The sequence below is a fragment of the Maribacter sp. PR66 genome, assembly GCF_028464205.1.
In the GTDB taxonomy this organism is placed as follows: Bacteria; Bacteroidota; Bacteroidia; order Flavobacteriales; family Flavobacteriaceae; genus Maribacter; species Maribacter flavus.
Genome location: NZ_JAQPCH010000002.1, coordinates 519,064 through 544,595, shown reverse-complemented (window position 1 = coordinate 544,595; position 25,532 = coordinate 519,064). Strand labels below are relative to the sequence as shown.

Here is a 25,532-nt window from a genome sequence, read left to right as displayed (position 1 = left end):
TTGATGAATAATTTCTGGGCAAAAGTACGGATCTATTTAAGTCGCAACCAAACCATTTGAAGCTAATTTTACAACTTTCCTTTTCCTAAATTCCAATGCAATACCTAGATTCTGTCAATTGGGATGCCCTTTAATTAAATACTAGCCCAACTTAGGAATTATATAACAGTTGAATCGTGGTCAAAAAACCTATCTTTGAAAACTTAAAACTACGACCCAAACACTTCATGAAGGAACTTAGGCACCTCAACAAATACTTTAAAAAATACTGGCTTAAACTCTTCGTGGGGATTCTTATAACCATCATCGCAAGGGTATTTCAATTGGTGATGCCATCCTATGTGAACAAGATAATTACCGTGGTAGAGCAGTTTTTGGACGCTGAACTTCCCAAAACGGAGGCCACCTCCTTGCTTTTGGAGTATATTTTAATAATTGTGGGTGCAGCTTTGTTGTCTGGTTTTTTCACATTTTTAATGCGGCAAACCATCATCAACGTATCCCGCTATATAGAATTTGACCTTAAAAATGAGATTTTTGACCATTACCAAAAGCTAAGCCTCAACTTTTATAAAAAGAACAGGACCGGTGATTTGATGAACCGTATCAGCGAAGATGTAAATCAGGTTCGCATGTATGCAGGACCCGCTATCATGTATGGTATTCAGACGCTAACGCTGTTCGTATGCCTGGTACCACTCATGTTCATTAAGGCACCTACCCTGGCGGCCTACACACTACTACCGCTACCCATATTGTCCGTACTTATTTATAAAATCAGTAAGGTAATTCACAAAAGGAGCACCATTGTTCAGCAATATCTATCCAGCCTCTCCACATTTACCCAAGAGACGTTTTCAGGGGTTTCCGTCATAAAGGCCTATACCTTGGAGCCACAGACCAATCAAGAATTAAAGGTCCTGGCTAACGAGGGCAAGGACAAAAGTATGAGCTTGGCACGTGTCAACGCATGGTTCTTTCCGCTAATGATTCTGCTAATTGGCATAAGCAATATTCTTGTTATATATATAGGTGGTGTACAGTATTTGAACGGGAAAATTGGTGTAGGACTTATTGCTGAATTCATTCTTTACGTCAATATGCTTACGTGGCCAGTGGCCATCGTGGGATGGCTTACATCCATTGTGCAAACTGCCGAAGCCAGTCAGAAAAGAATCAACGAGTTTTTGAACCAAAAATCCGAATTGAAAAATGGAAGTCTGGAACTCAAAAATGTTGCAGGCAAAATAGAGTTCAAGGATGTCAGTTTTACGTACGAGGATACCGAAATCAATGCCTTGAAGCAAGTATCTTTTACTATAAATCCAGGAGAAACCATTGCAATTTTAGGTAAAACAGGCTCCGGAAAATCTACAATTTTGGATTTGGTAGCCCGATTATACGATGTCTCATCCGGGGAAATACAAATAGACGGGAAGCCTATTCAAGTCTATGACACTACCAGTTTAAGACAGGCGATCGGTGCCGTTCCCCAAGATGCCTTTTTGTTTTCCGATAGCATCAAGAACAACATCAAATTCGGAAGAGTGGACGCAACGGACGAGGAAATCATTTCCATTGCAAAGGAGGCGGTCGTACATGAGAACATCATGGGGTTTTCCAAAAAATATGATACAGTTTTGGGGGAACGGGGAATCACTTTGAGCGGTGGCCAAAAGCAACGGGTTTCCATAGCAAGGGCCCTATTGAAAAACCCAAAGATTTATTTGTTCGATGATTGCCTTTCGGCCGTGGATACTGAAACGGAGGAAGAAATCCTCACCAACCTGAAAAAAGTTTCCAAGGAAAAGACTACCCTAATTGTAAGTCACAGGGTTTCATCTGCAAAGAACGCCGATAAAATCTTGGTCTTGGATGATGGCAGGCTGGTTCAAGAAGGAACGCATGACGAATTAAACGCGGTACATGGCTATTACCAAGAGCTTTATAAGAACCAGCTATCGAATAAAGAAAACTAAAATTTTGTTGCCGAATAACTATTTTTTTTCCATTTTTGGTAGACTAACCATAGAATATAATTAGGAAATGAGCGAAAGAGATTTAATGGATCAAGAGGAAATTCACTCTAAAGTTTTAAGAGCAGGTAGAAGAACGTACTTTTTTGATGTACGAAGCACGAAAGCCGGCGACTATTATCTAACGATTACGGAAAGTAAGAAATTTACACATGACGATGGTTCCTTCCACTACAAGAAACACAAGATTTACCTGTACAAAGAAGATTTTGAAGCCTTTAAGGAAAATGTCGAGGAAATGATGGATTTTATCATCGATGAAAAGGGACAGGAGGTTATCTCTGAAAGACATCAAAAGGATTTTAAGAAGGAGGACGAGGAAACAAGTACTGCCAACGATTCAAGTTCAAGTGGCAGTTTTACGGATGTAAGTTTTGACGACATTTAAACACTTCTTCAGAAAAATAAATACGACCCTTGTTAAGGGTCGTATTTATTTTAGGTCGTTTTCCAAAAACATTTAAGCGAACTTAACCAGTATCCTGTTCAGTAAAAAAATTCCTCCTACGATCAAAAGACCAAGTTTTACATTCACCAAAAAGGAAATAACCAAAAATAAAACTAGGAAATAGACCGTAAAGCCCACTTGCGCCGTTGCGTAACGCAAAGTACCGGTAAACTCGGCCTCCCATACCTTAGGTTTTACAATGAATTTCCATAAAAGCCACATAGGGAAATTAATAAGGGCAATTAGCACCTTGAAGATATTGAGCCTTTGTTTCGAAATTGAAGTTTGACCGCTTGGTATTACTGTTAATTCAAATTTTGAAACTTCTTGATTGACCTTCCTGGGCCTCAAAAAGGATATTTTTTTGCTTGCCAAATATTCCAGAATCGTATCATAATCCTCTTCGGATGCAATATGTGTGGTAAGTTTTTTTAGGGCATTTGAAACGGCGGATTTTGTCCTTTTTTCGGATCTCTGGATATCCGCTTCTTCGAATAATGACCTGGCGCTAATGGACGTTCCATAATAAACCGCTACGGAATCCGGAAAACCGGTCGCATCCAAATAATTCAGACCCACGGGAACAATCTGCAAATCGATTTCCGGATGCTGTTGTAAGGCCCTAAAAACAATTCTTGTAAATCCCTTGCTCAGGGGCCGAACCCTTCTTTTAAGGTTATGGTTTGCTTCCGGGAACATTACCAGTGCCTTTCCCTGCCCCAAAATTTGGGAACATTTGTCAAAGACTTCATTGTTTTTACTCAGGGAACTCCTGCCGTCACGGATTCGGTACACAGGAATCATTTGAAAGAACTTGAATATTTTATTCAACAAGGGCTTTCCAAATACATCCGCACGAGTCAAAAAATAGGGTTTCCGATTACAGTCCACCGCAATCAACAAAACATCCATAAGGGCACTTTGATGATTGGGCAGAAACATGACCGGTTTGTCCAAGGGTACATTTTCAAGACCAAAAACTACTATTTTTTTATGATATGAATGAAGGCCGGTTTTTATATAGACCTTTACCAAATTATAAAGAAGGTTCTTCATGCAAGTTTTTATCTTTTATGGGTCTCATGTTCCAGAAAGTGGCCAGGAGCAAACCGGAAACCATATGCCAAATTCCCCAAAAAGCCGCTAAAATAGCCATCCCGCCCAAACCTTCAAAAAAAGTGAATATCAACAGTAATCCAAGCCCTGAATTCTGAATTCCGGTTTCGATAGTAATAGACCTTGTATTTTGAGTGTCCAAATTAAAGGCCTTCGCAATGCCATATCCTCCCATAAAAGCCAGTAAATTGTGGAGCAGCACAAGCCAAAAAATGTAAAGAACATACTCTAAAAAGACATCAATATTATTGAACAAGGCCAAGAAGACCAAAAAAATAAAGAACACAAGGGAAAATACCTTAAAAAATTTGGCCATTCGTAACGCAAGGAGCGGTTTCCAATGATTCAGACCCATACCAAGGAGTAAGGGAATACCCAATAACAAGGCCACCAGTTTGACCATTTCAAAAGGTGCTATCGCCACGGAATTGAGTATGGAAGAAGTAGGTCCATATAAAGAACCCCAAAATTCCAAATTGAGAGGTGTCATGATTATGGCCAATAGCGTAGCGATGGCCGTAAGACAAACCGATAATGCCGTATTACCGCCTCCCAAATGGGTAATGTAGTTGGAAATATTACCTCCTGGGCAAGCCGCGACCATAAACATGCCCAAAGCCACACTTGGGTACGGTTTTAAAAGGAAAACCAATAAAAACGTAATTATTGGCAAAAGAAGGAACTGACTTGCAACCCCTACGAATACAGGCTTGGGATTCACCCATAATTGTCTAAAGTCCTTTAACGATATTTCAAGGGCAATCCCAAACATCACCAAGGCCAACACAATGTTCATGAGCCAAAGGGCCTCATTATCGAAATTTATTTGGACACTATCCAGGGTAGCTTCTGTCAAGTAATAAAGATTAAAATCAATCCGCTTAGCGGACAAGACAGCAATATACTAAAATAGCGTTAAAAAGCTAGATTTCCCTTTTTAAGGATATATCTATTGAATCCTGAGCTTTTCTATCATTTCCCTAGAAACATTTCCCGCATAAACGCCATAGGCATCTACCAAGAGTCCTTTTCCTCCGTTGCTGGTTTCTATAACATAAAGAATGGTGCTATCGTCTGGATTGGTCTCACCCTCAAATCTATAGTATTTGACAACATTGAGGTCCACAGCCGTGTGGATTCTCTTTTTTGCCTTATTCTCTATACCGGCATCGCAAAGATTAAAGTCCTCCGTATACCCCTCCTTTTTTAAGTCATTTATGGCTTCTGATAGTGATATATATGATTTTTCCATGTGCTGATTTTAAGTTTCTATAAGTTACCAATAGATTATGCCATTCGCAACATTTTAAGATTTTATAACTTTGAAAAAAAGTTTGTCATGGCCAGAACACCAAGTAATATGTTGGAATTAGGCACAAAAGCCCCTGAATTTAGTCTTTTGGATACCGTATCGGGAGAAACGAAAAGTCTTGAACAACTGAAAGGTGAAAAAGGAACCGTAATCATGTTCATCTGTAACCATTGTCCCTTTGTAATCCATGTAAATCCAAAAATAACAGAGCTTGCCAAAGACTATCAAAGAAAAGGAATTGGGTTTATCGCCATTTCAAGTAATGATATAAAAAATTATCCGCAGGATGCGCCGGAACTTATGACGGTAAAGGCCAAGGAAGAAGGCTATCCTTTTCCCTATTTGTACGATGAAACCCAAGATGTCGCCAAATCCTTTGACGCTGCCTGTACACCCGACTTTTATTTGTTCGACCAGGATTTATCACTGGTATATAGAGGACAATTGGACGATTCCAGGCCAGAGAATGGCGTTCCTCTTACTGGAAAAGACTTATCCAATGCTATGGATGCTGTCATTAACGGAACCAAAGTGGACGAACTTCAAAAACCCAGTATTGGATGTAACATTAAATGGAAGGTGAACTGATTGTCCAATTTTGTGTTTCATTTAAATTCGTATGCACATAACAGATAGCCTAAAGTTTGTTGAGCTGGTCCCTAATCTCTACCAAACGTATATACAAATAGGTACGCGGGCCTATAACCAACATTACCGACATTTATGGCCAAACGGGGACACATCGACCTATATTCAATATAGTTTCACCAAACAGGTGTTGGACAAAGAGGAATTGGATACGAATACCCAATTATACCTGATTCAGTTGGAAGACACTTATGTAGGTATTTTAAAAATTACCTTTGATAAAAAAATGATGACCTATATAGAATCCGATGCGCTTTATTTGGATAAAATCTATATTCTTAAGGAGTATTCGGGCAAAGGTATAGGCGCTAAATGCATTCAATTTATCGTTGGAATCGCCAAAAAACTTTCTAAAAAAGCCATATTCCTGGAATCCATGCAAAAAGGCCCAGCACTTTCGTTTTACCTTGCCAATAATTTCACCATTGTCTCCAATAGCCAAGTACCCTTTGAGAATGTGATTGAAGAGGAAAAACCCATGTACGTTTTAATGAAAGGTATCTAAATTACCATCCCTTTCTAACTATCAAATTCTGGATATGGGCTAAATGATGGTTTCCATGCCAGGCATACTTTCCGATATTCTGGGCAACGGTGACTTTTACGTTGCCATCAGGATGAAGGTAAAAACTCTCGTATTGGGCTTCATCCAATCCTTTTAAGAGATAAACCAGTTTGGCGTGCAAGGCGTCCAAATAGCTCAGGGAAAGTGATACCGGAGCTGTTTTGGCATCGAACAGATTGCTCCAGGATTTTTCTTCGTAGGCCTTTATTAAAGGTGCGTCTTCGGATAGCGCCCATTTAAATCGGGTGTAGCTATGGTGATGGCTATCGGCGATATGATGGACCAATTGTCTTACTGTCCACCCTTGGGGCCTATAGGACGTATCCAACTGCTCCTCATGTAAGGGAATCACCAAGGCCCGGAGCTTTTGGGGTAGAATTTCCAGTTCCTTGATCCAAGAATCCCTAAGTTCCTTGGAAATGGTTTCAGGACAAGTAAAATGTCCTATGGGATAGCGCAGTTCTTCTAAGTTTTCCATGACATAAATGTAGAAAACATAAACGCAGACCAAATAAAAATTCTCAAAAAATGTAGTTCTGATTTGAACGCCCTTCCCACGCCTTCTTTGTAAAAGGAGGCAGTAAATTTTCCATCTATCTCGTACAACAAAAATTTAATAGAGTTTTAACCATAAATCCCTACTCAACCATTATTAATCTAGTAATTTTATAGAGTAATTAAAAATGATATAAAATGGCAGCAATACGTTTAGGTGACAAAGCACCTGATTTTACAGCAGATAGTTCCATGGGAACTATAAACCTTTATGACTATTTAGGGGATAGTTGGGGAATCCTTTTTTCACATCCTGCAGATTTTACACCTGTATGTACCACTGAATTGGGTACTGCAGCAAATTTTAAACCTGAGTTCGATAAACGCAACGTAAAAATGCTAGCGTTAAGTGTGGATGGGGCCGCTTCCCATAACGAGTGGATAAAGGATATCAATGAGGTTCAAAATACAACGGTCAATTTTCCGATTATAGCGGACGAGGACAAAAAAGTTTCAACACTCTATGATATGATACACCCTAATGCCGACAATAATCTTACAGTACGGTCCGTATTTATTATAGCTCCGGACAAGACCGTTAAACTTACCTTGACCTATCCGGCATCAACGGGAAGAAATTTTTATGAATTGTTGCGAGTCATCGACTCTTTACAACTTACAGCCTACCATAAAGTAGCAACACCTGCCAATTGGGAACATGGGAATGACGTGGTGGTGAGTCCGGCAATTCCTACCGAAGAGGCCAAAGGAATGTTCGCCAAAGGGGTGGAAGAAATCAAACCCTACCTAAGGATGACTCCAGACCCAACGACATAATTATCCTAAATTATGTGACCTTGACTTAGAAGTTAAAAAAAGATAATGATAAGATAACTTGGTAAAAAGCTATCTGATAAATAATTAAACGCTATCTTCGCGCTTTAATTAAATTAATTTTTCTATTATGAGTAAAGGAACAGTAAAATTCTTCAACGATTCCAAAGGTTATGGTTTCATCACTGAAGATGGTTCAAACACAGATCATTTTGTACACATTTCTGGCTTAATCGATGAAGTTCGTGAAGGTGATGTTGTAGAATTTGAACTACAACAAGGTAAAAAAGGATTGAATGCCGTTAATGTGAAAGTTATTGACTAGGTTACAAATTATCTTTTTTATAGTTCTAAAAAGCCCGAACCATTTGTTCGGGCTTTTATTTTTTTTTGATATAAACACGCAACCATTCTACATTTTTGAGTCTATAGATAAAGCATCTCAGTTTCCCCACTTTAAAAACTGACCTATGAATACTTTTCTTGGAGTTCTTCTCGTTTTGATTTTTGTAAATATTGCCATGTTGGCAACTAGCCTGCGAAGGAAAAAAAATTAAAATTCCCTGATTTTTACGTAGGGTTTTGAAATCGCAAATTGTTATTCAATTGATAATGAATACTATTTGTTGAACTTTTGACCCCTAATTTTAAATGAAAACATTTCTGGCAATAATATTTCTTTTAATATTGATCAATGCTATTTTGCTGATATCAAATTATCTAAGGACAAAATAAGAACACCCCGGAGGTTCCGAGGTGTTTTTTGTTTTTAGTCCGATTTTTAATTTATCCGACCTTCATCAACTCCACATCAAAAATCAAGGTTGCATCCGGAGGTATGACCCCCCCTGCACCGGCACTTCCATAGGCCAAGTCCGATGGTATAACAAAACGAGCCTTGTCACCAACACGCAGTAAGCCGATACCTTCATCCCAACCTGGGATTACCTGACCTACTCCCAATTGAAAATCTATGGGCGAATTTCTCTTGTACGATGAATCGAACACTTGCCCGTCTACCAAAGCCCCTTCATAATGTACGGATACCTTCTTCCCTTTTTCAGCCTTTGGCCCGTCTCCATTTTGTATCAACTTGTACCTCAAACCGGAGTCGGTTTCATCAAAGCCAGCGGCAATTTTGTCCAATGCAGCCTTTTGGGCGGCTTTTGCAGCTGCCAGACGCTCCACTTTTGTAGTTTCAAATTTTTCAAATGCCTCCACGGCATTCCATGCCTTTGCCTTTTCTCCTACTCTTACAATCTCCACGGAATCCATGGTATCCCCTTGTGAAATGGCATCCACTACTTCCTGTCCACTGGCAACATAACCAAAAACGGTATGTTTGCCATCCAACCACGGCGTTGGAACATGTGTTATAAAGAATTGGCTGCCATTGGTGCCGGGTCCGGCATTGGCCATGGAAAGTACTCCTGGGCCACTATGTTTCAATTCTGGATGGAACTCGTCATCGAACTTATATCCGGCATCACCGGTTCCGGTTCCCAAAGGGCACCCACCCTGAATCATAAAATCTGGGATTACCCTATGGAATTTTAAACCATCATAGTAAGGTTCGCCCAAATCTTTCACCTTGTTTTTCTTCTTACCTTCGGCCAAGGCTACAAAATTCCCTACGGTACCTGGTGTTTTGTCATAGGTCAACTTTACCAATATTTCACCTTTTGTGGTATTGAATTTTGCGTATAATCCGTCTTCCATTTTACTAGTTTTTAATGAGGTGCAAAGGTAGTTAAAAGTATATATTGGAGCCTAGGTCCCTAATCCAACTTTCCATTAGGGATTGAGACCATGGGTATCAACGAGATAAACCAAACTTGCCATGGTGGCGGCACCAAGCTCCAGTTCCCGTTTGTTGACTTGTTCAAACGTATCGTTTTCCGCGTGGTGGTAATCGAAATATCGTTGGGAATCGGGTCTAAGGCCTGCAAGTGTTATTCGTTCATTTTTCAAGGGGCCAATATCCGCCCCGCTTCCGCCCTTTTCAAACAAATGGACCAAATAGGGCTCAAAGAGGTCCTTCCAGCCCATGATTTTTTCAAAACTGGAGTCGGGACCATCAAAGGAAAAGCCCCTTGGGGTAAATCCTCCGGCATCGCTCTCCAAACCAAAAATGTGATTTTCGTTCTTTTCCATCGCTACCTTTGCATATTCGTTTCCTCCACGTAGGCCATTTTCCTCGTTCATGAACAGCACGACACGGATTGTCCGTTTTGGTTTATACCCTATCTGCTTAAATAGCTGAAGAACTTCCATGCTTTGTACGCAACCGGCGCCGTCGTCGTGCGAACCGTCGCCCAAATCCCAAGAATCCAAATGTCCCCCTACCACAATAATTTCATCCGGATGGGTGCTTCCTTTTATTTCACCTATGACATTGTAGGACTCCACATCTGGGAACAGTTTACAGTTCTGTTTGAAGAAAAATTTGGTCTTGGGGTCCAATTGTAACGTGGCGCTCAACAATTCGGCCGCATTCGTACTAATGGCGGCCGCTGGTATTCTTTTGTCCTCAGGCAAATCGCCATAGCTCATGGAGCCTGTATGAGGGTAATCATCCAATCTAAGGTTCATGGATCTGACTATAATACCTATTGCCCCATATTTAGCTGCTTCCAAGGCGCCCGCATAGCGTTGGTCCACACACCCGGAATACGCTGCGAAGGTGTTTATCAATGTGGGATCCATGGGACGATTATAAAAAACAATCTTGCCTTTGATCTTAGACGCTCCCAAAACCGCCAATTCTTCAAGGCCCTTTACTTCAACAATTTCCGACTTAACGCCACTTGGCGGAGTTGCCACCGATCCGCCCAGTGCGGTAAGGGGAACGTTCGTTGTAACCCCCGGAGACGTTTCAAAATAGGCGAACTCCGGTATTCCCCGCACCCATTTTGGCACCATGACAGGCTGTAACCAAACCCTGTCCAATCCCATTGAATCCAGTTCTTGCTTTGTATAATTGACAGCCTGTTGGGCCTGGATGGAACCGGACAGCCGCCCACCGATTTGATTGGAAAGATAATTCAGCCAATCGTAGGATTTCCCCTTGGTCAAAGCGGCATCGTAGATGTTTTTTAATTGTTGTTGGTCCGAATTTTGTGACCATCCAATCTGTACAAAAAATAGGCAAAGAACACCTAACTTAATTGTTCCTTTCACTGCGAAGTTGGTTTTCATAATCGTCTAAATTAGCCATTATTTCAGCTTCCAGTGTGGGCTCCTTGATATCTTTGTATTTTTTTAACCTTTCCAGCAAAATACTGGCTACGATCACCCTAGCGGCCTTTTTGCTGTCCGCAGGTATCGTATACCAAGGTGCGTGCTCTTTAGTGGTATTGTTTATGGCCTCTTCGTAACAAAATTGGTACTTGTCCCATAATTTACGTTCCTTAAGGTCCCCCGGGGAAAACTTCCAATGTTTCTCTCTAAGTGCCAATCTTCGCAACAATCGCTGACGCTGTTCCTCTTTGGAGAGGTGTAAAAAGAACTTGAAGATGATTGTGCCGTTTTCGTGTAGATGGCGTTCAAAATTATTAATCTGCTCAAACCTTTTGTCCCAAAACTTTTGGTCGATATCATCAACATTGTGGATACCAGGAATACGTTCATTGAGTATATATTCCGGATGGACCCTGGTAACAAGTACATTTTCATAATGTGTCCTATTGAATACCCCGAATTTTCCTTTGGCCGGCAATACCAAATAATGTCGCCATAAATAATTATGATCCAACTCCAATTCTGTGGGAACCTTAAAACTATGTACCTGTACGCCCCTTACATTGAAATCCTTGAACACTTCCCTTACCAAACTATCCTTTCCAGCGGTGTCCATTCCTTGAAGACAAATAAGGACACTATATTTGTTATGGGCATAAAGGATGTCCTGAAATTCGCCCAATTCCCTCCTGACCTTACTAAGATCTTTTTTTAATTGCTTATCGGTTTTTCCAAAGTCCTCAAAACTGGGAACTTTTGAAATTTGGATACTTTCATGTACCCTGTATTTTTCAGTATTTATATAATCCATGCCGAAATATAGAATATTAATCGGTGAAGTGGGAATCGGTTTTAAAAAAAATGCCTGTTCTACCTAAAAACTGAACCAATGGACTATTGAACGAACAACTTAGCTCTCCTATCGAAAAAATAATGCTTTTGACAGCCTCCCGATGTACCTTTAACTTTGTAAAAGTCCCAAATTTTACGACCAAACTTAATCGAATGAACAAAACCTACACAATCCTCATACTTGTAGTATGCTTTATTTCCTTTAATTCCTTTGGTAATCTTAGGGAATGTGAGTATGCCGGAGCCAATATCGAATTTGCCAAAACGCAAACGGAAAAGGCATTGGAAATCTCAGATATAAATCTTGTAAAGTACCATGTTTATAAGGCCATAAGTGCCATTCAAAAAACCGATAAAAAACTATCCAACTGTGGTTGCGAACACGCCCAAAAAGATTTGGCGAAAGGTGTTGAAAACCTAAAACTGGCAACAAAACAAGAAGAACTGTTCAAAGCCAAGGATCTACTATTAGTGTCTTTAGAGAGCATCATGAAAGGATTGAATGCCCTTTCAGAACATGAGTACCATATAGAACAAAAGCGGGAAACCTTGGCAAAGACACAATCCCAAAATTCTCAGGACAACCAGATCAATGCAGATACGGAACAGTCCATTAGTCCTATTTATAAGGAAATTGACCAGTCCCTGGAAAAATACCGAAAATCGATTAATACTGTAGTGGAAACGGTCAACTGCAAGGAGGCCAGTAGTTTTGCGCAAAACATCATCGAGCAATGTGAAAACCAGTTATTGATGGAAAACCTGACCGAAGGTAAAAAGTACTATTACCTTAGAACTAAGGAAATTACTGTAAATGCTTTGGAGAAGCTTCGCGATTGCTATGGAAGGTAAAACCTTCCATTACCTAAAAACTTGGATTTCGCACTGCTGTGAAACCTAAATTTATGTGAAAACAACCCAATAAGATACTTAATATTGGCAATATAGGAGCTCCAAACACTAAAAAACCGAACACAAAAAGTAGCGTAATCCGTGATTCGAACTAGTTGGATTATTTACTGGCAAAAAGTTTCACATCTTCTTCCGAAACTTCGGCACCCCCCAGAATAATTAGCCTTTCTACAACGTTCCGTAGTTCACGGATATTTCCGGTCCAATCATAGGCCTTTAGAAGTTCGATGGCTTTTTTGGAAAAAGTCTTGGGCGACATACCTTGCTCGTCCGTAATTTTTTGAGAAAAATGCTCAATCAACAAGGGAATATCCTCCCTTCTATCATTTAGGCTAGGCACTTTGATTAAAATAACCGCTAGCCTGTGGTAAAGGTCCTCCCGAAACTTTCCTTCCTCAATTTCCTTTTGTAGATTTTTGTTGGTGGCCGCCAGGACCCTTACGTCCACTTTGATATCCTTATCCGTTCCTACCCTAGAAATCTTATTTTCCTGCAAGACCCTAAGAACCTTTGCCTGTGCGGAAAGGCTCATGTCCCCAATTTCATCAAGAAATATGGTTCCTTTGTTCGCAGCCTCGAATTTCCCCGCCCGATCCTTTACGGCAGAGGTAAATGCCCCTTTAACATGGCCAAAAAGTTCGCTCTCTATCAATTCAGATGGGATAGCGGCACAGTTCACCTCAATAAACGGCGCCTTGCTCCTGCTACTTTTTTCGTGTAGCCAGTGTGCCACAAGTTCCTTGCCCGTTCCATTGGAGCCGGTAATAAGCACGCGTGCATCGGTCGGGGCCACTTTTTCTATTATTTCCTTAATAGCGGAAATCTCTTGGCTCTCCCCTACCATCTCATAGTTTTTGCTGACTTTTTTCTTTAGAATCTTATTTTCGGCAACCAAATCCTTTCTATCCAAGGCATTTCTAACGGTGGTCAACAATCTGTTTAAATCGGGGGGTTTTGAAATATAATCGAAGGCCCCTAGGCGCATCGTATTCACGGCCGTATCCAAATCCCCATGACCGGAAATCATTATAAATGGAATTTCTGGTTTTATTTTTCGGGCGGCCTCCAGGACTTCAACACCGTCCATTTTTGGCATCTTAATGTCGCAAAGTACTAGGTCGTAGTCATTGTTTTTAATGGTTTCCAATCCTTTTAAACCGTCTTCGGCCTCCTCTACCATATAACTATCACTTTCTTCGGAGAGTATTTTTACCAATACCCTTCTAATGGCCGCTTCATCTTCAATCACTAAAATCCTTGACATACTACTAATTTTTAAATTCCTATTCTAAATCCGGTCCTAAAATACAATCCGGCATCATCGTTCAGCGTAAAAATATCCTTTCTATCGCTATCCCTAAGGGCTCCATTTTGAAAAAGTGAATACCCTCCAACCAAGTAAACGGACATATCCTTGGTTATCTTATACTGGTAACCCAATGTCAATAATAGTGCTGTATAGGAAACGTCCGTAGACAAAATATTATTTGATAACAGAATATTGTTCTGGATATTCACATAATAGCCATCAACGAACAGTTCTGTCTGAAAAAAATGGCCCTTGGGCGTAAAATATTTCATACCCGTTTTTGGCACTCCCAAAACATAGGACCAACTGGGGTGAAAACGTTTCTCATAATATAATACAGGCAAAGGTATCTGCACTGGCGAGTTGGAATTATAGGAAACCCCCAAAACCAAACGGAACGGTTTTTCTATATTTTTTTTATCCTGATAGGCCCCTACCGTATAGTTTATGTTGAAATCGTCCTCCTGCAGCTCTTCCACAAAATTGGAGGACCACCTGGGGGTGACCACACCAACCATGCGCCATTCTTCCGATACTTTGTAGACATAGGCGAAATTCAAATCAAAGACATGTAGTTTTCTTAAGTCCCCGGCATTTGGAAATAGGGTGTCCGGCACTTCAAAATTATACCGATTGTACTCGCTTCCCAAAACGATAAAATCCTTTTTATTTCGTACCGGAATTGGAACGTTCGCCAATAATTTGACCCTGGCCGTCTCCACACCGCCGCTGTTCTCCGGCATTAGCATATACTCCGCCCGAAATACATCTGGTGTCTGACTCCAAAATGTCAAATGTACCATGATTCCTAAAAATAGGGCCCACTTATTTTTGCCCATCATTCCTTACTATCTGGTTGGACATTACTATGTTGAAAAGGGGTTTGCTGAAAAATATGTACATCCCTTTGAGGAAAGGGTATGGTCACGTTATTCTTTCTAAATGCCGCATCTATTTTGTAGCGCAATTCACTTTTTGTCCGTGGATCTGAAAAACTATCGCTGATGAAAAAGTTAAGGGAAAAAAGCAAGGCTGAATCCCCAAAATCCTCAAAAATAACGAAGGGTTTTGGACTTTTAAGTACACCTCTTTGCTCCTTTACCAGGCCCTCCAAAATACTAGTGACCAATTGGACATCGCTACCGTAGGCAACGCCAACTTTTACACTTTCCCTTGTCGTCTTGTGGTTTTGGGTATAGTTGAAAACGATATCACTAATAAAATGGTGGTTGGGAATGATGATGATTTTATCGTCCCTTGTAATGGCCCTAGTGGTTCGCAGTTTTATCTCAAAAACCTTACCTACTTTTCCATCCACCTCTATAATATCACCTACCCTAAGCGATTTATCCACAATAATAAAAATTCCCCCAATGATATCCTGAAAGAGTTCTTGCAAAGCAAGTCCCAAACCAACAAACAAGGCTGCAGAGGCTGTTATAAGTATGGTAATGTCTATTCCTGCGGCGCTCATGGTAAACAATATCACCACGATATAAACGACATACTTTATAAATTTGAAAATACTGATAAACTTCAGCTTATCATCGGTCTCCATTTTTCTGGTGAAAAACTTACGGACCCATTGCAATACAAAACTGGTAACCAAAAATGCTACTGTCAACAATAGCAGTAGACCAACAGTAACGTGAATTGATTTATCCCCGGAGGTATAATGAAACCCAAGGTCCAGAAATTCCTTTATGGAACCCCAGATATCCTCTTCAATAATCTCCTTAATTTTTTCTTTTTCCTCTTGGGCCATTATCAATATTTAAGCCATTTAAGCAATTCTTTATAACTGGGCTTTTTTCCGTACATAAGGATTCCTACCCTGTATATTTTGGCGGCCAGCCAAACGATACCAATAAAGGTAAATATTAATATCAAAATGGACGATACCAACTGCCAAATGGGAACCCCTCCTTCCCCGATGCCTCCCGGCAGCCGCATTAACATGACTATGGGCGAAGTCAGCGGAAATAACGAAAAACCAACGGCAATGGGTCCATGAGGATTACTAAAAACCGAAAAGAAGCCGACATAAATAGCCAACATCAAAGGCAGGATTATTGGAAAAATAAACTGTTGGGTATCGGTTTCATTGTCCACCGCGGCTCCTATGGCCGCATAAATGGAACTATAGATCAAATAACCCAAAATAAAATAAATCAGAAAAAAGAAGACCAAAAGAACCCAGGGTATGTCCATAATCTCTTGGGCGTATAATATCATATCAGAATCTGCGGAGGCCATGATGGGATTTTGGGCAGCGCCCATTCCAGGTCCAGACCCGCCACTGGAAAGATCGGCCGGGTCAATATTAAATATGGCCATGGACACTATCAACAAAACACCCCCTGATACAATCCAAATACCAAATTGTGTTATACCCGCCAAAGAGGTCCCAATAATTTTGCCGAGCATCAACTGAAATGGTTTTACCGAAGAAATGATAACCTCAATAATCCGACTCGTCTTCTCCTCTATGACACTGCGCATAACAAAGCCACCGTAGATTATAATGAACATCATAATCAAATAACCAAAACCCCCACCTATTATAGCCTTTATCTCGTTGATCCCCTTTAGGTTGTGTTCCCCATCAAAGGTTGAGATGTTCAGTTCATACGTACTGTCCATTTCCGCATATTCACTGGCCGAAATACCAAATTCCCTTAGTCTTTCCTGTTTGAGGCGCTCCTTGAAAATACGCTCCAATCGCTCTAGGGTGTTGGTGCTAGGTGCATCCTTACTGTAAAAAAACGAACGCTGGCTCACTTTTTCCAGGTCGGATTCATTAGGCAGATACACCAATCCATAATACCCCATGTTCAAGGTGGAGTCCTTTGCCTCCTGCAAAGTGATATCCCTAAACTTTACAAAGGATGTACTTTCCGAGGTTATAAACTCATTGGCAAAAAAATCGCTTTCGTTCAGTACCGCGATTATTCTTTTTTCGTTGTCATTGAGCTTTGTAAGATATGCGATAAGTACAATCATTCCCACCATTAAAAAAGGGCTCAGGAACGTCATGATCACAAAGGACTTGTTCCTAACCTTTGCGAAGTATTCCCTTTTTATTATCAATGAAAGCTTACTCATCTATAACACCTTGTTTTGCTACGGTTCTAATGAATATCTCGTTAGCGGACGGAATCGTTTCCGTGAAACTTTTTATGGTACCCTGTGTTCCTAAAAAATTCAACAACTCATTGGAGGTTCCGTTTACCAGTTGTACCGAAAAATCCAGTTGCCCTTGCGAGGTAGCCGAATCCAATATGGTAAAACTATTTTTCAATTGGTCCAATAATCCATATGGAGCATTTGTATCGACTGCCACTTTGAAAATATTCTTTTTGAACGCCTGTTTGATATCGGATAATTTACCGTCCAAAATTTTCTCTGATCTATGGATCAGCGCAATATGTTCACATAGTTCCTCAACGGATTCCATTCTATGGGTGGAAAAAATAATCGATGTCCCGTTTTCCTTCAACTGAAGGATTTCGTCCTTTATAATATTGGCGTTTATGGGGTCGAATCCGCTAAAGGGTTCATCAAAAATCAATAGTTTGGGCTCATGGAGTACGGTTACTATAAACTGTATCTTTTGTGCCATTCCTTTGGAAAGTTCCTGGATTTTCTTGTTCCACCAGTTGCCAATATCCAGCCTGTCAAACCAATATTTTAACCGCTGTTTTGCGTCGTTTTTGGACAACCCTTTTAGCTGGGCCAAATACAGCGCCTGCTCCCCTACTTTCATGCTCTTATAGAGCCCACGCTCCTCCGGCAAATATCCTATTTGGGCAATATGTTCGCTTCTTAATGGTTCTCCCTCAAATAATACCTCACCCTGGTCTGGATAGGTTATCTGATTGATAATGCGTATCAAGGTAGTCTTGCCTGCCCCATTGGGACCCAGCAGGCCATAAATACTGTTTTTGGGAATTTCTATGGAAACATTTTGCAAAGCAGTATGGTCGCCATACCTTTTGGAGACCTTATTTGCGACCAAAATATGATTCATGCAAGCAATTTGTTCAAAGATATTGAATTGTTTTCATGTGGTACCAAATGATGGATTTTTAATACTAGTATTGGGGCTGCATTGTTTATATCTATTAAACCCAGATTATACCTTAGAAAAGCTGTTACAGCTAAAAATCACTTCAAAATAAAACACTACGCTTTATTTTCAATTTCACCATAGCGGTGCTATGCCAAAATTTCCAGACCACTTTATTTTATTGCGCTTTTTACCTTCACGACGATTTCCTATTGCATATTCCGGGTTAAAAAATCAAATGTTCTTCCATGCCAAATCATGTTTTCCTTTTAAAAAATATTCATTGATTTTATCTTTTTGGATGGCTTGCACAATGACCATTAGTCTATATCTCACAATTGTTCTCTAGACTATGTCCAGTCATTTTCCCCTACTTGTATTTCTGAAAATTTTCTGTAACCAGCACTTCAAATAGCCCTAAAAACAAAACCCACCCTCAATAGAATCAAGGATGGGAAAAAAATTGCTATGAAAAAGAAAATTAATATTGGTCTCCCAATATTGTTTCAAGCATACGTTTTTTATTTAAACAGCAAATATTTTGACGATTAAGAGAACATATCCTTGACTTTTTCAAAGAACGACTTGTCCGATTTCTCTGGTTTCGGTTCAAAGTTCTCATTGCCCTGCATACGTTCAAAGAACTCCCGCTGCTCCTTATTCAATTCTTTTGGGGTCCAAACGTTCACGTGTACCAAAAGGTCCCCACTACCATAACCGTTAAGACTGGAGATACCCTTTCCACGCAATCTTAGGATTTTTCCGGACTGTATTCCAGGTTCCAATTTAATCCGTACTTTACCGCCAACGGCATCTATTTCCTTGGAAGTACCCAAAATGGCATCGACTATACTAATGTAAAGGTCGTAATGCAGATTATCGCCTTCGCGCTTCAAGGTCTCGTGCTCCTGTGTTTCTATGGCCACTAACAAATCCCCGGGAATACCGTTTCCTGGTGCGTCATTTCCTTTCCCCGGAACCTTTAATTGCATTCCTTCTTCCACACCGGCCGGAATATTAATGGATACGGTCTCTTCAGATATTTTCAATCCCTGTGCATCCGCATCTCCTAGTTTTCCATCCAAAATCTGTCCACTTCCACCACAGGTACTGCAGGTAGCGGCCGTCTGCATCCTTCCCAATATGGTATTTTGGATTTTTGTGACCTGTCCGCGACCATTACAGGTTGAACATGTTTTATAGGTGACGCCTTCAGCTTGTACCTTTCTTCTGACCTTGACTTTCTTCTCTACACCATTTGCTACTTCCTCCAAGGTAAGCTTAACCCGTATACGTAGGTTGCTGCCTTTCACCCTTCGCTGGCCACCACCACCAAAACCGCTAAAGCCGCTAAAGCCGCCACCACCAAAGGCACTGCCAAAAATATCCCCAAATTGGCTGAAGATGTCGTCCATGTTCATACCGCCACCTCCAAAGCCACCGCCTTCAAAGGCCGCGTGACCAAATTGGTCGTATTTAGCCTTTTTATTGGGGTCGCTCAATACCTCATAGGCTTCGGCCGACTTCTTGAACATTTCCTCCGCCTTGGCATCCCCAGGATTTTTATCAGGATGGTATTGCAGTGCCTTTTTCCGGTACGCCTTTTTAATTTCAGCAGCGGAGGCACTTTTGCTCACACCAAGTATATCATAATAATCTTCCTTCATACTATTCAATTAGTTTCCAACAACAACTTTTGGATGCCGTATAATTCTATCGCCCAGCTTAAAGCCTTTTTCAATAACATCGATGATTTTTCCCTTCATGGCCTCTTCAGGTGCCGGTATTTGGGTAATGGCCTCATGAATTTCTGCATCAAAAGTATCGCCCACGGCAACTTCAACTTCCTGCAGACCTTTGGATTTCAAGGTTTCCCTGAACTTTACCTTTATAAGTTCCACGCCCTTGAACATTTCCGTATCTTCAGATTTTGAAAGCTCCTTCAAGGCCCTGTCAAAATCATCCATCACAGGCAAAAGTGAAACGATTACTTCCTGTCCTGCCGTTTTAAAGAGCTCCATTCGTTCTTTTGAAGTTCTTCTCTTATAATTCTCGAATTCAGCAAAAAGCCTCAAAAACTTGTCCTTTTCCTTTCCCAGTTCATCTTTTAGACGATCTTCTTCGGTCATTTCCACTGTCTCTTCGGATACTTCCTCTGACTGAACCTCCTTATTTTCCATTTCTTGCTCCAGCACTTGCTCTTGGGGCTGATCGTCTTCTATATGTTCGGTCTTATTTTTCTTGCTCATGTTCAATTCTTGTTTAATCTCTGGATTTGAGTCGGCAAAAGTACTGCCAAATCTTTAAAAATGTCAAAATGTCACCAAACTTTATAAAAAAATCCGCCAAAAGCGGATTTGAATTTTATGTATGGTTGCAGTATGCCGTTTATGACGCATATTCTTTGGATATATCATTGGATATCTTGGAGTTGGACTCCTTTTCCCCATTGATATTTTCCAATGCGGAACATATATTCTGATATTCGAAAATAAACCCTTCTTCCTCTATTTTTTTACTACTCACCCGTTGACTCGCAAAAAGAATATAACTCATCTCGCCAAGCATGGCCTTCATCACAAATTCAGGTATGTTGGGTAAAAACAAAGGCCGATTCAAAACTTGGGCAATCTCCTTTACCAATCGAGTGTTCGTAACCGGATTTGGTGATACCCCATTAAAAGTTCCTTCCAATTCAGTTTCCATGACAAAGAGAAAAATTCTTCCCAAGTCCGATAGGTGAATCCAAGATTGCCATTGTTGTCCGGTACCAAAGGCAGCACCCACATAATATTTGACCGGTTTCGCCATTTGGGGCAAGGCGCCCCCTTTAACTGACAACACCAAACCTATCCTGACCTTAGAAACCAGCAAGCCTAGATTTTTAAATTCATTGGCCTTTTCTTCCCAGGCAGCTACGACTTCCCCAAGAAAACTATCGTCTACTAGAGGCTCGCTTTCCTCATAATAATTGGAGAGTGAATTTGGATAAATACCTATGGCAGAAGCCGTTATCAACGCGGATATGCTATGATCCGGAAGTTTTTCGAGTGCCTTGTACAGCGTGGCAAGGGAATCTATCCGGCTGTTGAGAATTATTTTTTTGTAACTAGGAGTCCATCTTTTAGAAATGCTCGCACCGGCCAAATTAATGATGGCCGATACGCCGTTAAAACATCGAATATCGATTTCACCGTTGCCGGGATTCCAATAAAAACCTTTCAGGTTGGAAGCAGATTCCATTTTGTCCTTGCTTGTGGTCAAGTAGTGTACATCATAACCTTTGGCATGACATTGAGATACCAATTCCGTTCCAACCAATCCTGTCGCTCCTGTTATTAATACCTTCATATTTCAAAGATATTGTTTTCCCCAAAGGCCGATGGTCGCTTTAATTTCGATTTAACAAAGAAGGTTGGTTTTTAAGACAAATTAACTGTACGACCTCTCCTAATCACAACTTTCTCGCCCTAAGCATTTCCCTTTTTCCCGGAGGTCCTGGAAGACGCTCCACCTGAAAACCTACTTCCTGCATGGCTCGTCTAACGCTGCCTTTTGCAGCATAGGTTACTAGTACACCCTTATTTTTAAGGGCTCTGAACATTTTTTGAAAAATTTCCACTGTCCAAAGTTCTGGTTGAACCCGAGCCCCAAAGGCATCAAAATAGATCAAATCGAATTCTGCGGAATTTTGGATTTCCTTAAAATCCTTTTGGGATTTCAGCAGCGAAAAATTAGGCGTTATAAAAGTGTTCTCTTCCCAAGTACAACTGTGCAATTTTTCAAATTCCTCCCTGTTTTCCATTGCCGCCAGCTCCTCTACATAATTCAATTGACCGATTTCGGTTTTCAAAACAGGATAGGCCTCCACTCCCGTATAACGCACCCTTAGTTCTCTATTGGGAGCTTCAAGGAGCGTGATAAAAGCATTGAGTCCCGTCCCGAAGCCTATTTCCAAAATTGAAAGCCCTTGGTTTTCAAATAATTCCAGACCGTTCTTTATAAAGACATGATACGCCTCCTGTATGGCCCCATGCTTGGAATGATACTGTTCGTTCCAATCCTTTATTTGGATGGTCTTTGAACCATCGCCCGTTACAACAATTTCCCTTTCCAATACTAGTTTTTGATAAGTACACCACTGGCCTCAAATCCATAGGTTTTTTTGGGCGTAGTAATCTTGGAGAGTTCCTCTTCGTTGGCACCGGCATCCTTTGCATAGTGTTTTTGGTCTTCCACGCTCATTTCTTCTACAAACGCAAGTCCATCGACTACAACATTCTTTCCGGCGATATGCCTTGGCACAAAAAAACCATAATCCTTAAATCGTACCATGGCCTCGTTCCCATTGGAAAGCTCAACCTTCATCCAACAACCCTTTGCCTGGCACACTTCCTTTACCTTCCCCACAAACTTGGTAGTCAGCGTATCATTGGCACTTAACCCGTTATAAAGCGACATCATTTCATTGGAGGTTCCCACGTTCGTTTCATCGACCCACGCCCCAAAAACGTTCGCCTTATCTGATTTTGATGTTTTTTCCTGAGCAAAGACGCAAAAACCCATCAATAAAAACACAAGCAAAATGTTAAAACCTTTCATAATGTTTAAAAATTAATATCCTGCTGCAAAACTGCTCATTTTTAGGCTAAAAAAGAAGTTGCCATGCGGATATTTGATTAATTTTAACCTACTAAAGCATATTTTGGAATGAGCGTAGAAACTAAAAACGTAACTATTAGTATTGAGAAGGCAAAGATCTCTAAAATAGACCAAGTCGATTTTGACAATTTAAAGTTCGGGTCCGTATACACGGATCATATGTTGGTATGTGATTACAGGAACGGAGCTTGGCAGGCACCTAAAATCATGCCCTATCAATCCATTGCATTGGACCCCTCGGCAAAGGTGTTCCACTATGGACAGGCAATTTTTGAAGGTATGAAAGCCTATAAGGATGACAAGGGCGATATATTTCTTTTTAGACCCTTGGAGAACCAAAAACGGCTTAACATTTCGGCGAAACGGCTTGCCATACCAGAATTGCCCGAAGATATTTTCATGGAAGGCCTGACCACTTTGTTACAGCTGGATAGCGACTTCATTCCAACCCAGGAAGGTTCGTCCCTTTATATAAGGCCATTTATGTTCGCATCGGGTAACGGGTTTCATGCCTCTCCTGCGGATGAATATAAATTCATCATTGCCTGCGCTCCCTCGGGATCGTACTTTTCCGGAAAAGTTAAGGTATTGATAGAACAGACCTATTCACGTTCCGCCAATGGTGGCGTGGGATTTGCCAAGGCCGGAGGAAATTACGCGGGACAGTTCTACCCTACCCAATTGGCCATTGAAAAAGGGTACAATCAGGTTATTTGGACGGACGATACGGAACACGAGTTTATTGAGGAGGCCGGAGCCATGAACATTTTTGTTCGCATTAACGACACCTTGATAACGGGGCCAACGAGCGATAGAATCTTGGACGGCATCACCAGAAAAAGTATTTTGGAAATTGCTAAGGATAACAATATTCCCACCGAAGTACGGAAAATTACCGTTACCGAAGTGGTCAATGCCGCCAAGGACGGCTCCTTGAAGGAAATGTTCGGGGCGGGTACGGCCGCCGTAATTTCACCCATTGCCGCCTTTGGCTACAAAGGAACGGATTATGACCTTCCGGAACTGGAAAACAGTTATGCCACCAAATTGAAAAAATTGATTACGGACATACAGTACAATAAATCCGAAGACAAATATGGATGGCGCTACAAAGTCAACATCTAACAAAAAAGGGCTCAAAAGCCCTTTTTTATTTGTCCAGAATTGAGGCGATGTCCGGTTTAAAATAGTTGGGACCTTTTAGCACCTTACCGTCTTCCCGGTAAATAGGTTTACCGTCCTCCCCCAGCTTGCTCATGTTACTGCGCTGGATTTCGTTAAATACCTCCTCAATCTTGTGCTGCATTCCATGTTCCAAAATGGTTCCGCAAAGAATATACAGCATGTCCCCAAGGGCATCGGCCACCTCGACAAGGTCATTGTTTGTGGCGGCTTCCAAATATTCCTTATTCTCCTCGTCCATTAAGTTGAAACGGAGTTGGTTTTTTGTTTGGCCCAAATTGGCACGCATTTCTTGAGAGACACCCAGTCCAAAAGACTCATGGAACAATTGTACGGCGTTGATCTTACTTTTCATGTGTTTATTTTAATTGTTTTTCAACCATCAAACTTCGGCTTTTATCAGTACTGGCATGGAAGATCCTTGTAACTATTCCGATGTGTTCCAGAAAACGGTCACGGATGTTCCATCGGTCGATATTTTATTTTAGGAGAATCTGCCCAAATTTATCAAATTCAAAGGTTTTCCATTTATTGGGTTTATCACCCGAAAACATTTTCACCAAGTTTAATGGCCACTGATCAGAGTTCTTGAGTTTTACTTTAGTTTTGCCTAAAAATAGAAATTATGTTTAGCACGGGACAAATTGTATTTGCAGCTCTTTTTGCAGTTACATTCTTTATAATTATCATACTGATGTACAAGAAGGACCTAAAACTGCATCAAAAAAATTACAAAGGTGTAAAATGGGTGGGAATATTCTTTATAATATTCATAATTATACTTTTCTGTATTAAGTATTTACTTAAGAATTAACGTAAATTTTACGTACACCACAAAAATTAACGTTTTGACAACAAAAGCCCTGATTTTCACGTTTTATATACCAAATAACGTAATTTTGCGTTATTCATCTATAAGGGGCAAACATTATGATGACATTCTTTACAATTTTGGTGGTACTTATAGGACTCAATGTGGCCATGGTCATAGCCAGCTTGCAAAATGCAAGTAAAAAGTCGAAAAGACCTACAAGAATGGTTTCAGAAGACAACCAATCCGTAATCTATCCAATTGACCTAATTACTTCCAACTACAAAAAAGCGGTTTAGTTTTATTTTTTGTAGGTATGAACAATGAAACATTCATATTTTTGACTCCAATCAAGATTTTCATTGTCGAATCACCCTTTCTTTAACAAAGTCAGGCAATACTGATAGGTCATTTGAACCAAACCGTATTACTTTGATTTTCATGTAGGGATTCGTCTTGGTAATTCAAGCACATCAGGCAAGAAAATGCTTTATTTTCCAACTTTTGCATTATTTTTAACTGCATGAAACAGTTTTTACTGATATTTCTAGGCGGTGGTTTTGGTAGCTTTCTTCGCTATATAATTTCCAAATCCTTAAATGTATATTATCCCAATTTTTACCTAGGGACCTTTTTAGTGAATATTCTCGGTTGCTTTATAATAGGTATACTGATTGGCATATCCGTAAAGAACAATTTCCTTTCCGAAAGTCATATGTTATTATTGGCGACCGGCTTTTGTGGTGGCTTTACAACATTTTCCACCTTTGCCCTCGAAAGCCATATACTGTTAAAGGAACATTCCATTTTTTATATGTCGGCCTATCTAGCCTTGAGCATACTAATAGGTATACTAGCCGTAGCGGCAGGCCTTTATGTCTGCAAACTGTTATAATTGTAACGGTATCCCCAATTATTCTAAAATCTCAACATTTTTTTGACATTTTAATTGTTTTTCAAACAATTCAAGTCAAAAAGAGCTGATTTTCTGCATTATTTTCAATTTACACCTATCCACAGCAAATTTTGACGGGCAAATTG

28 protein-coding genes are annotated in these 25,532 nt (G+C 40.5%); 10 read left to right on the top strand and 18 right to left on the bottom strand.

What is annotated here, in order from left to right; genetic code table 11:
- The first annotated feature begins 227 nt into the window (after nucleotides 1-227).
- Entirely contained in the window at nucleotides 228-1,979 is a 1,752-nt protein-coding gene (locus tag PP181_RS07295) for an ABC transporter ATP-binding protein (RefSeq protein WP_272636581.1), read from the top strand.
- A gap of 67 nt (nucleotides 1,980-2,046) precedes the next feature.
- The gene (locus PP181_RS07290) at nucleotides 2,047-2,424 is read left to right on the top strand and encodes a PUR family DNA/RNA-binding protein (protein WP_138257539.1); all 378 of its coding nucleotides are present in this window, start codon (nucleotides 2,047-2,049) and stop codon (nucleotides 2,422-2,424) included.
- 72 nt (nucleotides 2,425-2,496) lie between these two features.
- On the opposite strand, the gene PP181_RS07285 is transcribed toward PP181_RS07290, so the two are convergent.
- The 3 genes from PP181_RS07285 to PP181_RS07275 form a co-directional block, all read right to left on the bottom strand.
- Entirely contained in the window at nucleotides 2,497-3,540 is a 1,044-nt protein-coding gene (locus PP181_RS07285) for a lysophospholipid acyltransferase family protein (RefSeq protein ID WP_272636579.1), read from the bottom strand.
- Complete coding sequence (locus PP181_RS07280; RefSeq protein ID WP_272636578.1) at nucleotides 3,521-4,456, bottom strand: bile acid:sodium symporter family protein; 936 nt, start codon at nucleotides 4,454-4,456, stop codon at nucleotides 3,521-3,523. Before PP181_RS07280 ends, PP181_RS07285 begins: the two co-directional genes overlap by 20 nt.
- 93 nt (nucleotides 4,457-4,549) lie before the next feature.
- Complete coding sequence (locus PP181_RS07275; protein WP_272636577.1) at nucleotides 4,550-4,852, bottom strand: phosphoribosylpyrophosphate synthetase; 303 nt, start codon at nucleotides 4,850-4,852, stop codon at nucleotides 4,550-4,552.
- An 87-nt stretch (nucleotides 4,853-4,939) separates the two neighbouring features.
- Here PP181_RS07275 and PP181_RS07270 point away from each other — a divergent pair, with 87 nt between their 5' ends.
- Together PP181_RS07270 and PP181_RS07265 are read left to right on the top strand one after the other, a co-directional pair.
- Entirely contained in the window at nucleotides 4,940-5,500 is a 561-nt protein-coding gene (locus PP181_RS07270; RefSeq protein ID WP_272636575.1) for a thioredoxin family protein, read from the top strand.
- Between the two features lie 31 nt (nucleotides 5,501-5,531).
- Nucleotides 5,532-6,065, top strand: coding sequence for a GNAT family N-acetyltransferase (locus tag PP181_RS07265; RefSeq protein WP_272636574.1), 534 nt, complete (start codon nucleotides 5,532-5,534; stop codon nucleotides 6,063-6,065).
- A 1-nt stretch (nucleotide 6,066) separates the two neighbouring features.
- Here PP181_RS07265 and PP181_RS07260 read toward each other — a convergent pair whose 3' ends face one another.
- A complete protein-coding gene (locus PP181_RS07260) occupies nucleotides 6,067-6,603 on the bottom strand; it encodes a YfiT family bacillithiol transferase (RefSeq protein WP_154916818.1) in 537 nt (178 codons plus the stop codon).
- A 215-nt stretch (nucleotides 6,604-6,818) separates the two neighbouring features.
- Here PP181_RS07260 and PP181_RS07255 point away from each other — a divergent pair, with 215 nt between their 5' ends.
- Both PP181_RS07255 and PP181_RS07250 read left to right on the top strand, forming a co-directional pair.
- Nucleotides 6,819-7,457, top strand: a complete 639-nt coding sequence (locus PP181_RS07255; RefSeq protein WP_272636571.1) for a peroxiredoxin — start codon at nucleotides 6,819-6,821, stop codon at nucleotides 7,455-7,457.
- Nucleotides 7,458-7,584: 127 nt separating this feature from the next.
- Entirely contained in the window at nucleotides 7,585-7,779 is a 195-nt protein-coding gene (locus PP181_RS07250; protein WP_138257532.1) for a cold-shock protein, read from the top strand.
- Nucleotides 7,780-8,240: 461 nt separating this feature from the next.
- Here PP181_RS07250 and PP181_RS07245 read toward each other — a convergent pair whose 3' ends face one another.
- The 3 genes from PP181_RS07245 to PP181_RS07235 form a co-directional block, all read right to left on the bottom strand.
- Nucleotides 8,241-9,173, bottom strand: a complete 933-nt coding sequence (locus tag PP181_RS07245; RefSeq protein ID WP_154916820.1) for a peptidylprolyl isomerase — start codon at nucleotides 9,171-9,173, stop codon at nucleotides 8,241-8,243.
- Nucleotides 9,174-9,248: 75 nt separating this feature from the next.
- Nucleotides 9,249-10,652 carry a M28 family peptidase gene (locus PP181_RS07240; RefSeq protein WP_272636570.1) on the bottom strand — a complete coding sequence of 468 codons (1,404 nt, stop codon included), beginning with the start codon at nucleotides 10,650-10,652 and terminating at the stop codon, nucleotides 9,249-9,251.
- Complete coding sequence (locus PP181_RS07235) at nucleotides 10,618-11,505, bottom strand: PPK2 family polyphosphate kinase (RefSeq protein ID WP_272636568.1); 888 nt, start codon at nucleotides 11,503-11,505, stop codon at nucleotides 10,618-10,620. The genes PP181_RS07240 and PP181_RS07235 overlap by 35 nt, the downstream gene beginning before the upstream one ends.
- A gap of 194 nt (nucleotides 11,506-11,699) precedes the next feature.
- Here PP181_RS07235 and PP181_RS07230 point away from each other — a divergent pair, with 194 nt between their 5' ends.
- Nucleotides 11,700-12,398: a hypothetical protein gene (locus tag PP181_RS07230; protein ID WP_154916823.1), complete on the top strand. Its 699-nt coding sequence runs from the start codon at nucleotides 11,700-11,702 to the stop codon at nucleotides 12,396-12,398.
- A gap of 160 nt (nucleotides 12,399-12,558) precedes the next feature.
- Here the strand turns inward: PP181_RS07230 and PP181_RS07225 are convergent, their stop codons facing one another.
- The 10 genes from PP181_RS07225 to PP181_RS07180 all read right to left on the bottom strand — a co-directional run bounded on the left by PP181_RS07225 (nucleotide 12,559) and on the right by PP181_RS07180 (nucleotide 22,438).
- A complete protein-coding gene (locus PP181_RS07225; RefSeq protein WP_154916824.1) occupies nucleotides 12,559-13,722 on the bottom strand; it encodes a sigma-54-dependent transcriptional regulator in 1,164 nt (387 codons plus the stop codon).
- An 11-nt stretch (nucleotides 13,723-13,733) separates the two neighbouring features.
- Nucleotides 13,734-14,609, bottom strand: a complete 876-nt coding sequence (locus tag PP181_RS07220) for a DUF6268 family outer membrane beta-barrel protein (RefSeq protein WP_272636565.1) — start codon at nucleotides 14,607-14,609, stop codon at nucleotides 13,734-13,736.
- Nucleotides 14,606-15,532 carry a mechanosensitive ion channel family protein gene (locus PP181_RS07215; protein WP_272636563.1) on the bottom strand — a complete coding sequence of 309 codons (927 nt, stop codon included), beginning with the start codon at nucleotides 15,530-15,532 and terminating at the stop codon, nucleotides 14,606-14,608. The genes PP181_RS07220 and PP181_RS07215 overlap by 4 nt, the downstream gene beginning before the upstream one ends.
- A gap of 2 nt (nucleotides 15,533-15,534) precedes the next feature.
- Nucleotides 15,535-16,872: an ABC transporter permease gene (locus PP181_RS07210; protein WP_272636562.1), complete on the bottom strand. Its 1,338-nt coding sequence runs from the start codon at nucleotides 16,870-16,872 to the stop codon at nucleotides 15,535-15,537.
- Complete coding sequence (locus PP181_RS07205) at nucleotides 16,865-17,797, bottom strand: ABC transporter ATP-binding protein (protein WP_154916828.1); 933 nt, start codon at nucleotides 17,795-17,797, stop codon at nucleotides 16,865-16,867. Before PP181_RS07205 ends, PP181_RS07210 begins: the two co-directional genes overlap by 8 nt.
- A 587-nt stretch (nucleotides 17,798-18,384) precedes the next feature.
- Nucleotides 18,385-19,503, bottom strand: coding sequence for a molecular chaperone DnaJ (gene dnaJ, locus PP181_RS07200; protein ID WP_272636559.1), 1,119 nt, complete (start codon nucleotides 19,501-19,503; stop codon nucleotides 18,385-18,387).
- A 9-nt stretch (nucleotides 19,504-19,512) separates the two neighbouring features.
- Nucleotides 19,513-20,085: a nucleotide exchange factor GrpE gene (locus PP181_RS07195; RefSeq protein ID WP_272636557.1), complete on the bottom strand. Its 573-nt coding sequence runs from the start codon at nucleotides 20,083-20,085 to the stop codon at nucleotides 19,513-19,515.
- Between the two features lie 139 nt (nucleotides 20,086-20,224).
- Nucleotides 20,225-21,187: a TIGR01777 family oxidoreductase gene (locus PP181_RS07190; RefSeq protein WP_272636556.1), complete on the bottom strand. Its 963-nt coding sequence runs from the start codon at nucleotides 21,185-21,187 to the stop codon at nucleotides 20,225-20,227.
- Nucleotides 21,188-21,290: 103 nt separating this feature from the next.
- A complete protein-coding gene (gene mnmD, locus PP181_RS07185) occupies nucleotides 21,291-21,953 on the bottom strand; it encodes a tRNA (5-methylaminomethyl-2-thiouridine)(34)-methyltransferase MnmD (RefSeq protein WP_272636554.1) in 663 nt (220 codons plus the stop codon).
- A 2-nt stretch (nucleotides 21,954-21,955) separates the two neighbouring features.
- Nucleotides 21,956-22,438, bottom strand: a complete 483-nt coding sequence (locus tag PP181_RS07180) for a DUF4920 domain-containing protein (RefSeq protein WP_154916833.1) — start codon at nucleotides 22,436-22,438, stop codon at nucleotides 21,956-21,958.
- 108 nt (nucleotides 22,439-22,546) lie between these two features.
- Between PP181_RS07180 and PP181_RS07175 the strand changes: the two genes are divergently transcribed.
- The gene (locus PP181_RS07175) at nucleotides 22,547-23,623 is read left to right on the top strand and encodes a branched-chain amino acid aminotransferase (protein ID WP_272636553.1); all 1,077 of its coding nucleotides are present in this window, start codon (nucleotides 22,547-22,549) and stop codon (nucleotides 23,621-23,623) included.
- A gap of 25 nt (nucleotides 23,624-23,648) precedes the next feature.
- On the opposite strand, the gene PP181_RS07170 is transcribed toward PP181_RS07175, so the two are convergent.
- The gene (locus tag PP181_RS07170; RefSeq protein WP_154916835.1) at nucleotides 23,649-24,035 is read right to left on the bottom strand and encodes a nucleoside triphosphate pyrophosphohydrolase family protein; all 387 of its coding nucleotides are present in this window, start codon (nucleotides 24,033-24,035) and stop codon (nucleotides 23,649-23,651) included.
- A gap of 575 nt (nucleotides 24,036-24,610) precedes the next feature.
- Here PP181_RS07170 and PP181_RS07160 point away from each other — a divergent pair.
- A complete protein-coding gene (locus PP181_RS07160; protein ID WP_154916837.1) occupies nucleotides 24,611-24,790 on the top strand; it encodes a hypothetical protein in 180 nt (59 codons plus the stop codon).
- A gap of 224 nt (nucleotides 24,791-25,014) precedes the next feature.
- Nucleotides 25,015-25,386: a fluoride efflux transporter CrcB gene (gene crcB / locus PP181_RS07155; RefSeq protein ID WP_138257513.1), complete on the top strand. Its 372-nt coding sequence runs from the start codon at nucleotides 25,015-25,017 to the stop codon at nucleotides 25,384-25,386.
- Nucleotides 25,387-25,532 lie beyond the last annotated feature (146 nt).

What these genes read in the sequence shown, in the direction of transcription:
- PP181_RS07170 (WP_154916835.1), bottom strand. Translation starts at nt 24,035, where the DNA reads ATGAAAAGTAAGATCAACGCCGTACAATTGTTCCATGAGTCTTTTGGA.
- PP181_RS07275 (WP_272636577.1), bottom strand. Translation starts at nt 4,852, where the DNA reads ATGGAAAAATCATATATATCACTATCAGAAGCCATAAATGACTTAAAA.
- PP181_RS07295 (WP_272636581.1), top strand. Translation starts at nt 228, where the DNA reads ATGAAGGAACTTAGGCACCTCAACAAATACTTTAAAAAATACTGGCTT.
- PP181_RS07260 (WP_154916818.1), bottom strand. Translation starts at nt 6,603, where the DNA reads ATGGAAAACTTAGAAGAACTGCGCTATCCCATAGGACATTTTACTTGT.
- PP181_RS07160 (WP_154916837.1), top strand. Translation starts at nt 24,611, where the DNA reads ATGATGACATTCTTTACAATTTTGGTGGTACTTATAGGACTCAATGTG.
- PP181_RS07235 (WP_272636568.1), bottom strand. Translation starts at nt 11,505, where the DNA reads ATGGATTATATAAATACTGAAAAATACAGGGTACATGAAAGTATCCAA.
- PP181_RS07265 (WP_272636574.1), top strand. Translation starts at nt 5,532, where the DNA reads ATGCACATAACAGATAGCCTAAAGTTTGTTGAGCTGGTCCCTAATCTC.
- PP181_RS07180 (WP_154916833.1), bottom strand. Translation starts at nt 22,438, where the DNA reads ATGAAAGGTTTTAACATTTTGCTTGTGTTTTTATTGATGGGTTTTTGC.
- PP181_RS07270 (WP_272636575.1), top strand. Translation starts at nt 4,940, where the DNA reads ATGGCCAGAACACCAAGTAATATGTTGGAATTAGGCACAAAAGCCCCT.
- PP181_RS07250 (WP_138257532.1), top strand. Translation starts at nt 7,585, where the DNA reads ATGAGTAAAGGAACAGTAAAATTCTTCAACGATTCCAAAGGTTATGGT.
- PP181_RS07230 (WP_154916823.1), top strand. Translation starts at nt 11,700, where the DNA reads ATGAACAAAACCTACACAATCCTCATACTTGTAGTATGCTTTATTTCC.
- PP181_RS07215 (WP_272636563.1), bottom strand. Translation starts at nt 15,532, where the DNA reads ATGGCCCAAGAGGAAAAAGAAAAAATTAAGGAGATTATTGAAGAGGAT.
- PP181_RS07205 (WP_154916828.1), bottom strand. Translation starts at nt 17,797, where the DNA reads ATGAATCATATTTTGGTCGCAAATAAGGTCTCCAAAAGGTATGGCGAC.
- PP181_RS07225 (WP_154916824.1), bottom strand. Translation starts at nt 13,722, where the DNA reads ATGTCAAGGATTTTAGTGATTGAAGATGAAGCGGCCATTAGAAGGGTA.
- PP181_RS07175 (WP_272636553.1), top strand. Translation starts at nt 22,547, where the DNA reads ATGAGCGTAGAAACTAAAAACGTAACTATTAGTATTGAGAAGGCAAAG.
- PP181_RS07240 (WP_272636570.1), bottom strand. Translation starts at nt 10,652, where the DNA reads ATGAAAACCAACTTCGCAGTGAAAGGAACAATTAAGTTAGGTGTTCTT.
- PP181_RS07255 (WP_272636571.1), top strand. Translation starts at nt 6,819, where the DNA reads ATGGCAGCAATACGTTTAGGTGACAAAGCACCTGATTTTACAGCAGAT.
- PP181_RS07210 (WP_272636562.1), bottom strand. Translation starts at nt 16,872, where the DNA reads ATGAGTAAGCTTTCATTGATAATAAAAAGGGAATACTTCGCAAAGGTT.
- PP181_RS07245 (WP_154916820.1), bottom strand. Translation starts at nt 9,173, where the DNA reads ATGGAAGACGGATTATACGCAAAATTCAATACCACAAAAGGTGAAATA.
- crcB (WP_138257513.1), top strand. Translation starts at nt 25,015, where the DNA reads ATGAAACAGTTTTTACTGATATTTCTAGGCGGTGGTTTTGGTAGCTTT.
- PP181_RS07220 (WP_272636565.1), bottom strand. Translation starts at nt 14,609, where the DNA reads ATGATGGGCAAAAATAAGTGGGCCCTATTTTTAGGAATCATGGTACAT.
- PP181_RS07190 (WP_272636556.1), bottom strand. Translation starts at nt 21,187, where the DNA reads ATGAAGGTATTAATAACAGGAGCGACAGGATTGGTTGGAACGGAATTG.
- PP181_RS07285 (WP_272636579.1), bottom strand. Translation starts at nt 3,540, where the DNA reads ATGAAGAACCTTCTTTATAATTTGGTAAAGGTCTATATAAAAACCGGC.
- PP181_RS07290 (WP_138257539.1), top strand. Translation starts at nt 2,047, where the DNA reads ATGAGCGAAAGAGATTTAATGGATCAAGAGGAAATTCACTCTAAAGTT.
- PP181_RS07195 (WP_272636557.1), bottom strand. Translation starts at nt 20,085, where the DNA reads ATGAGCAAGAAAAATAAGACCGAACATATAGAAGACGATCAGCCCCAA.
- dnaJ (WP_272636559.1), bottom strand. Translation starts at nt 19,503, where the DNA reads ATGAAGGAAGATTATTATGATATACTTGGTGTGAGCAAAAGTGCCTCC.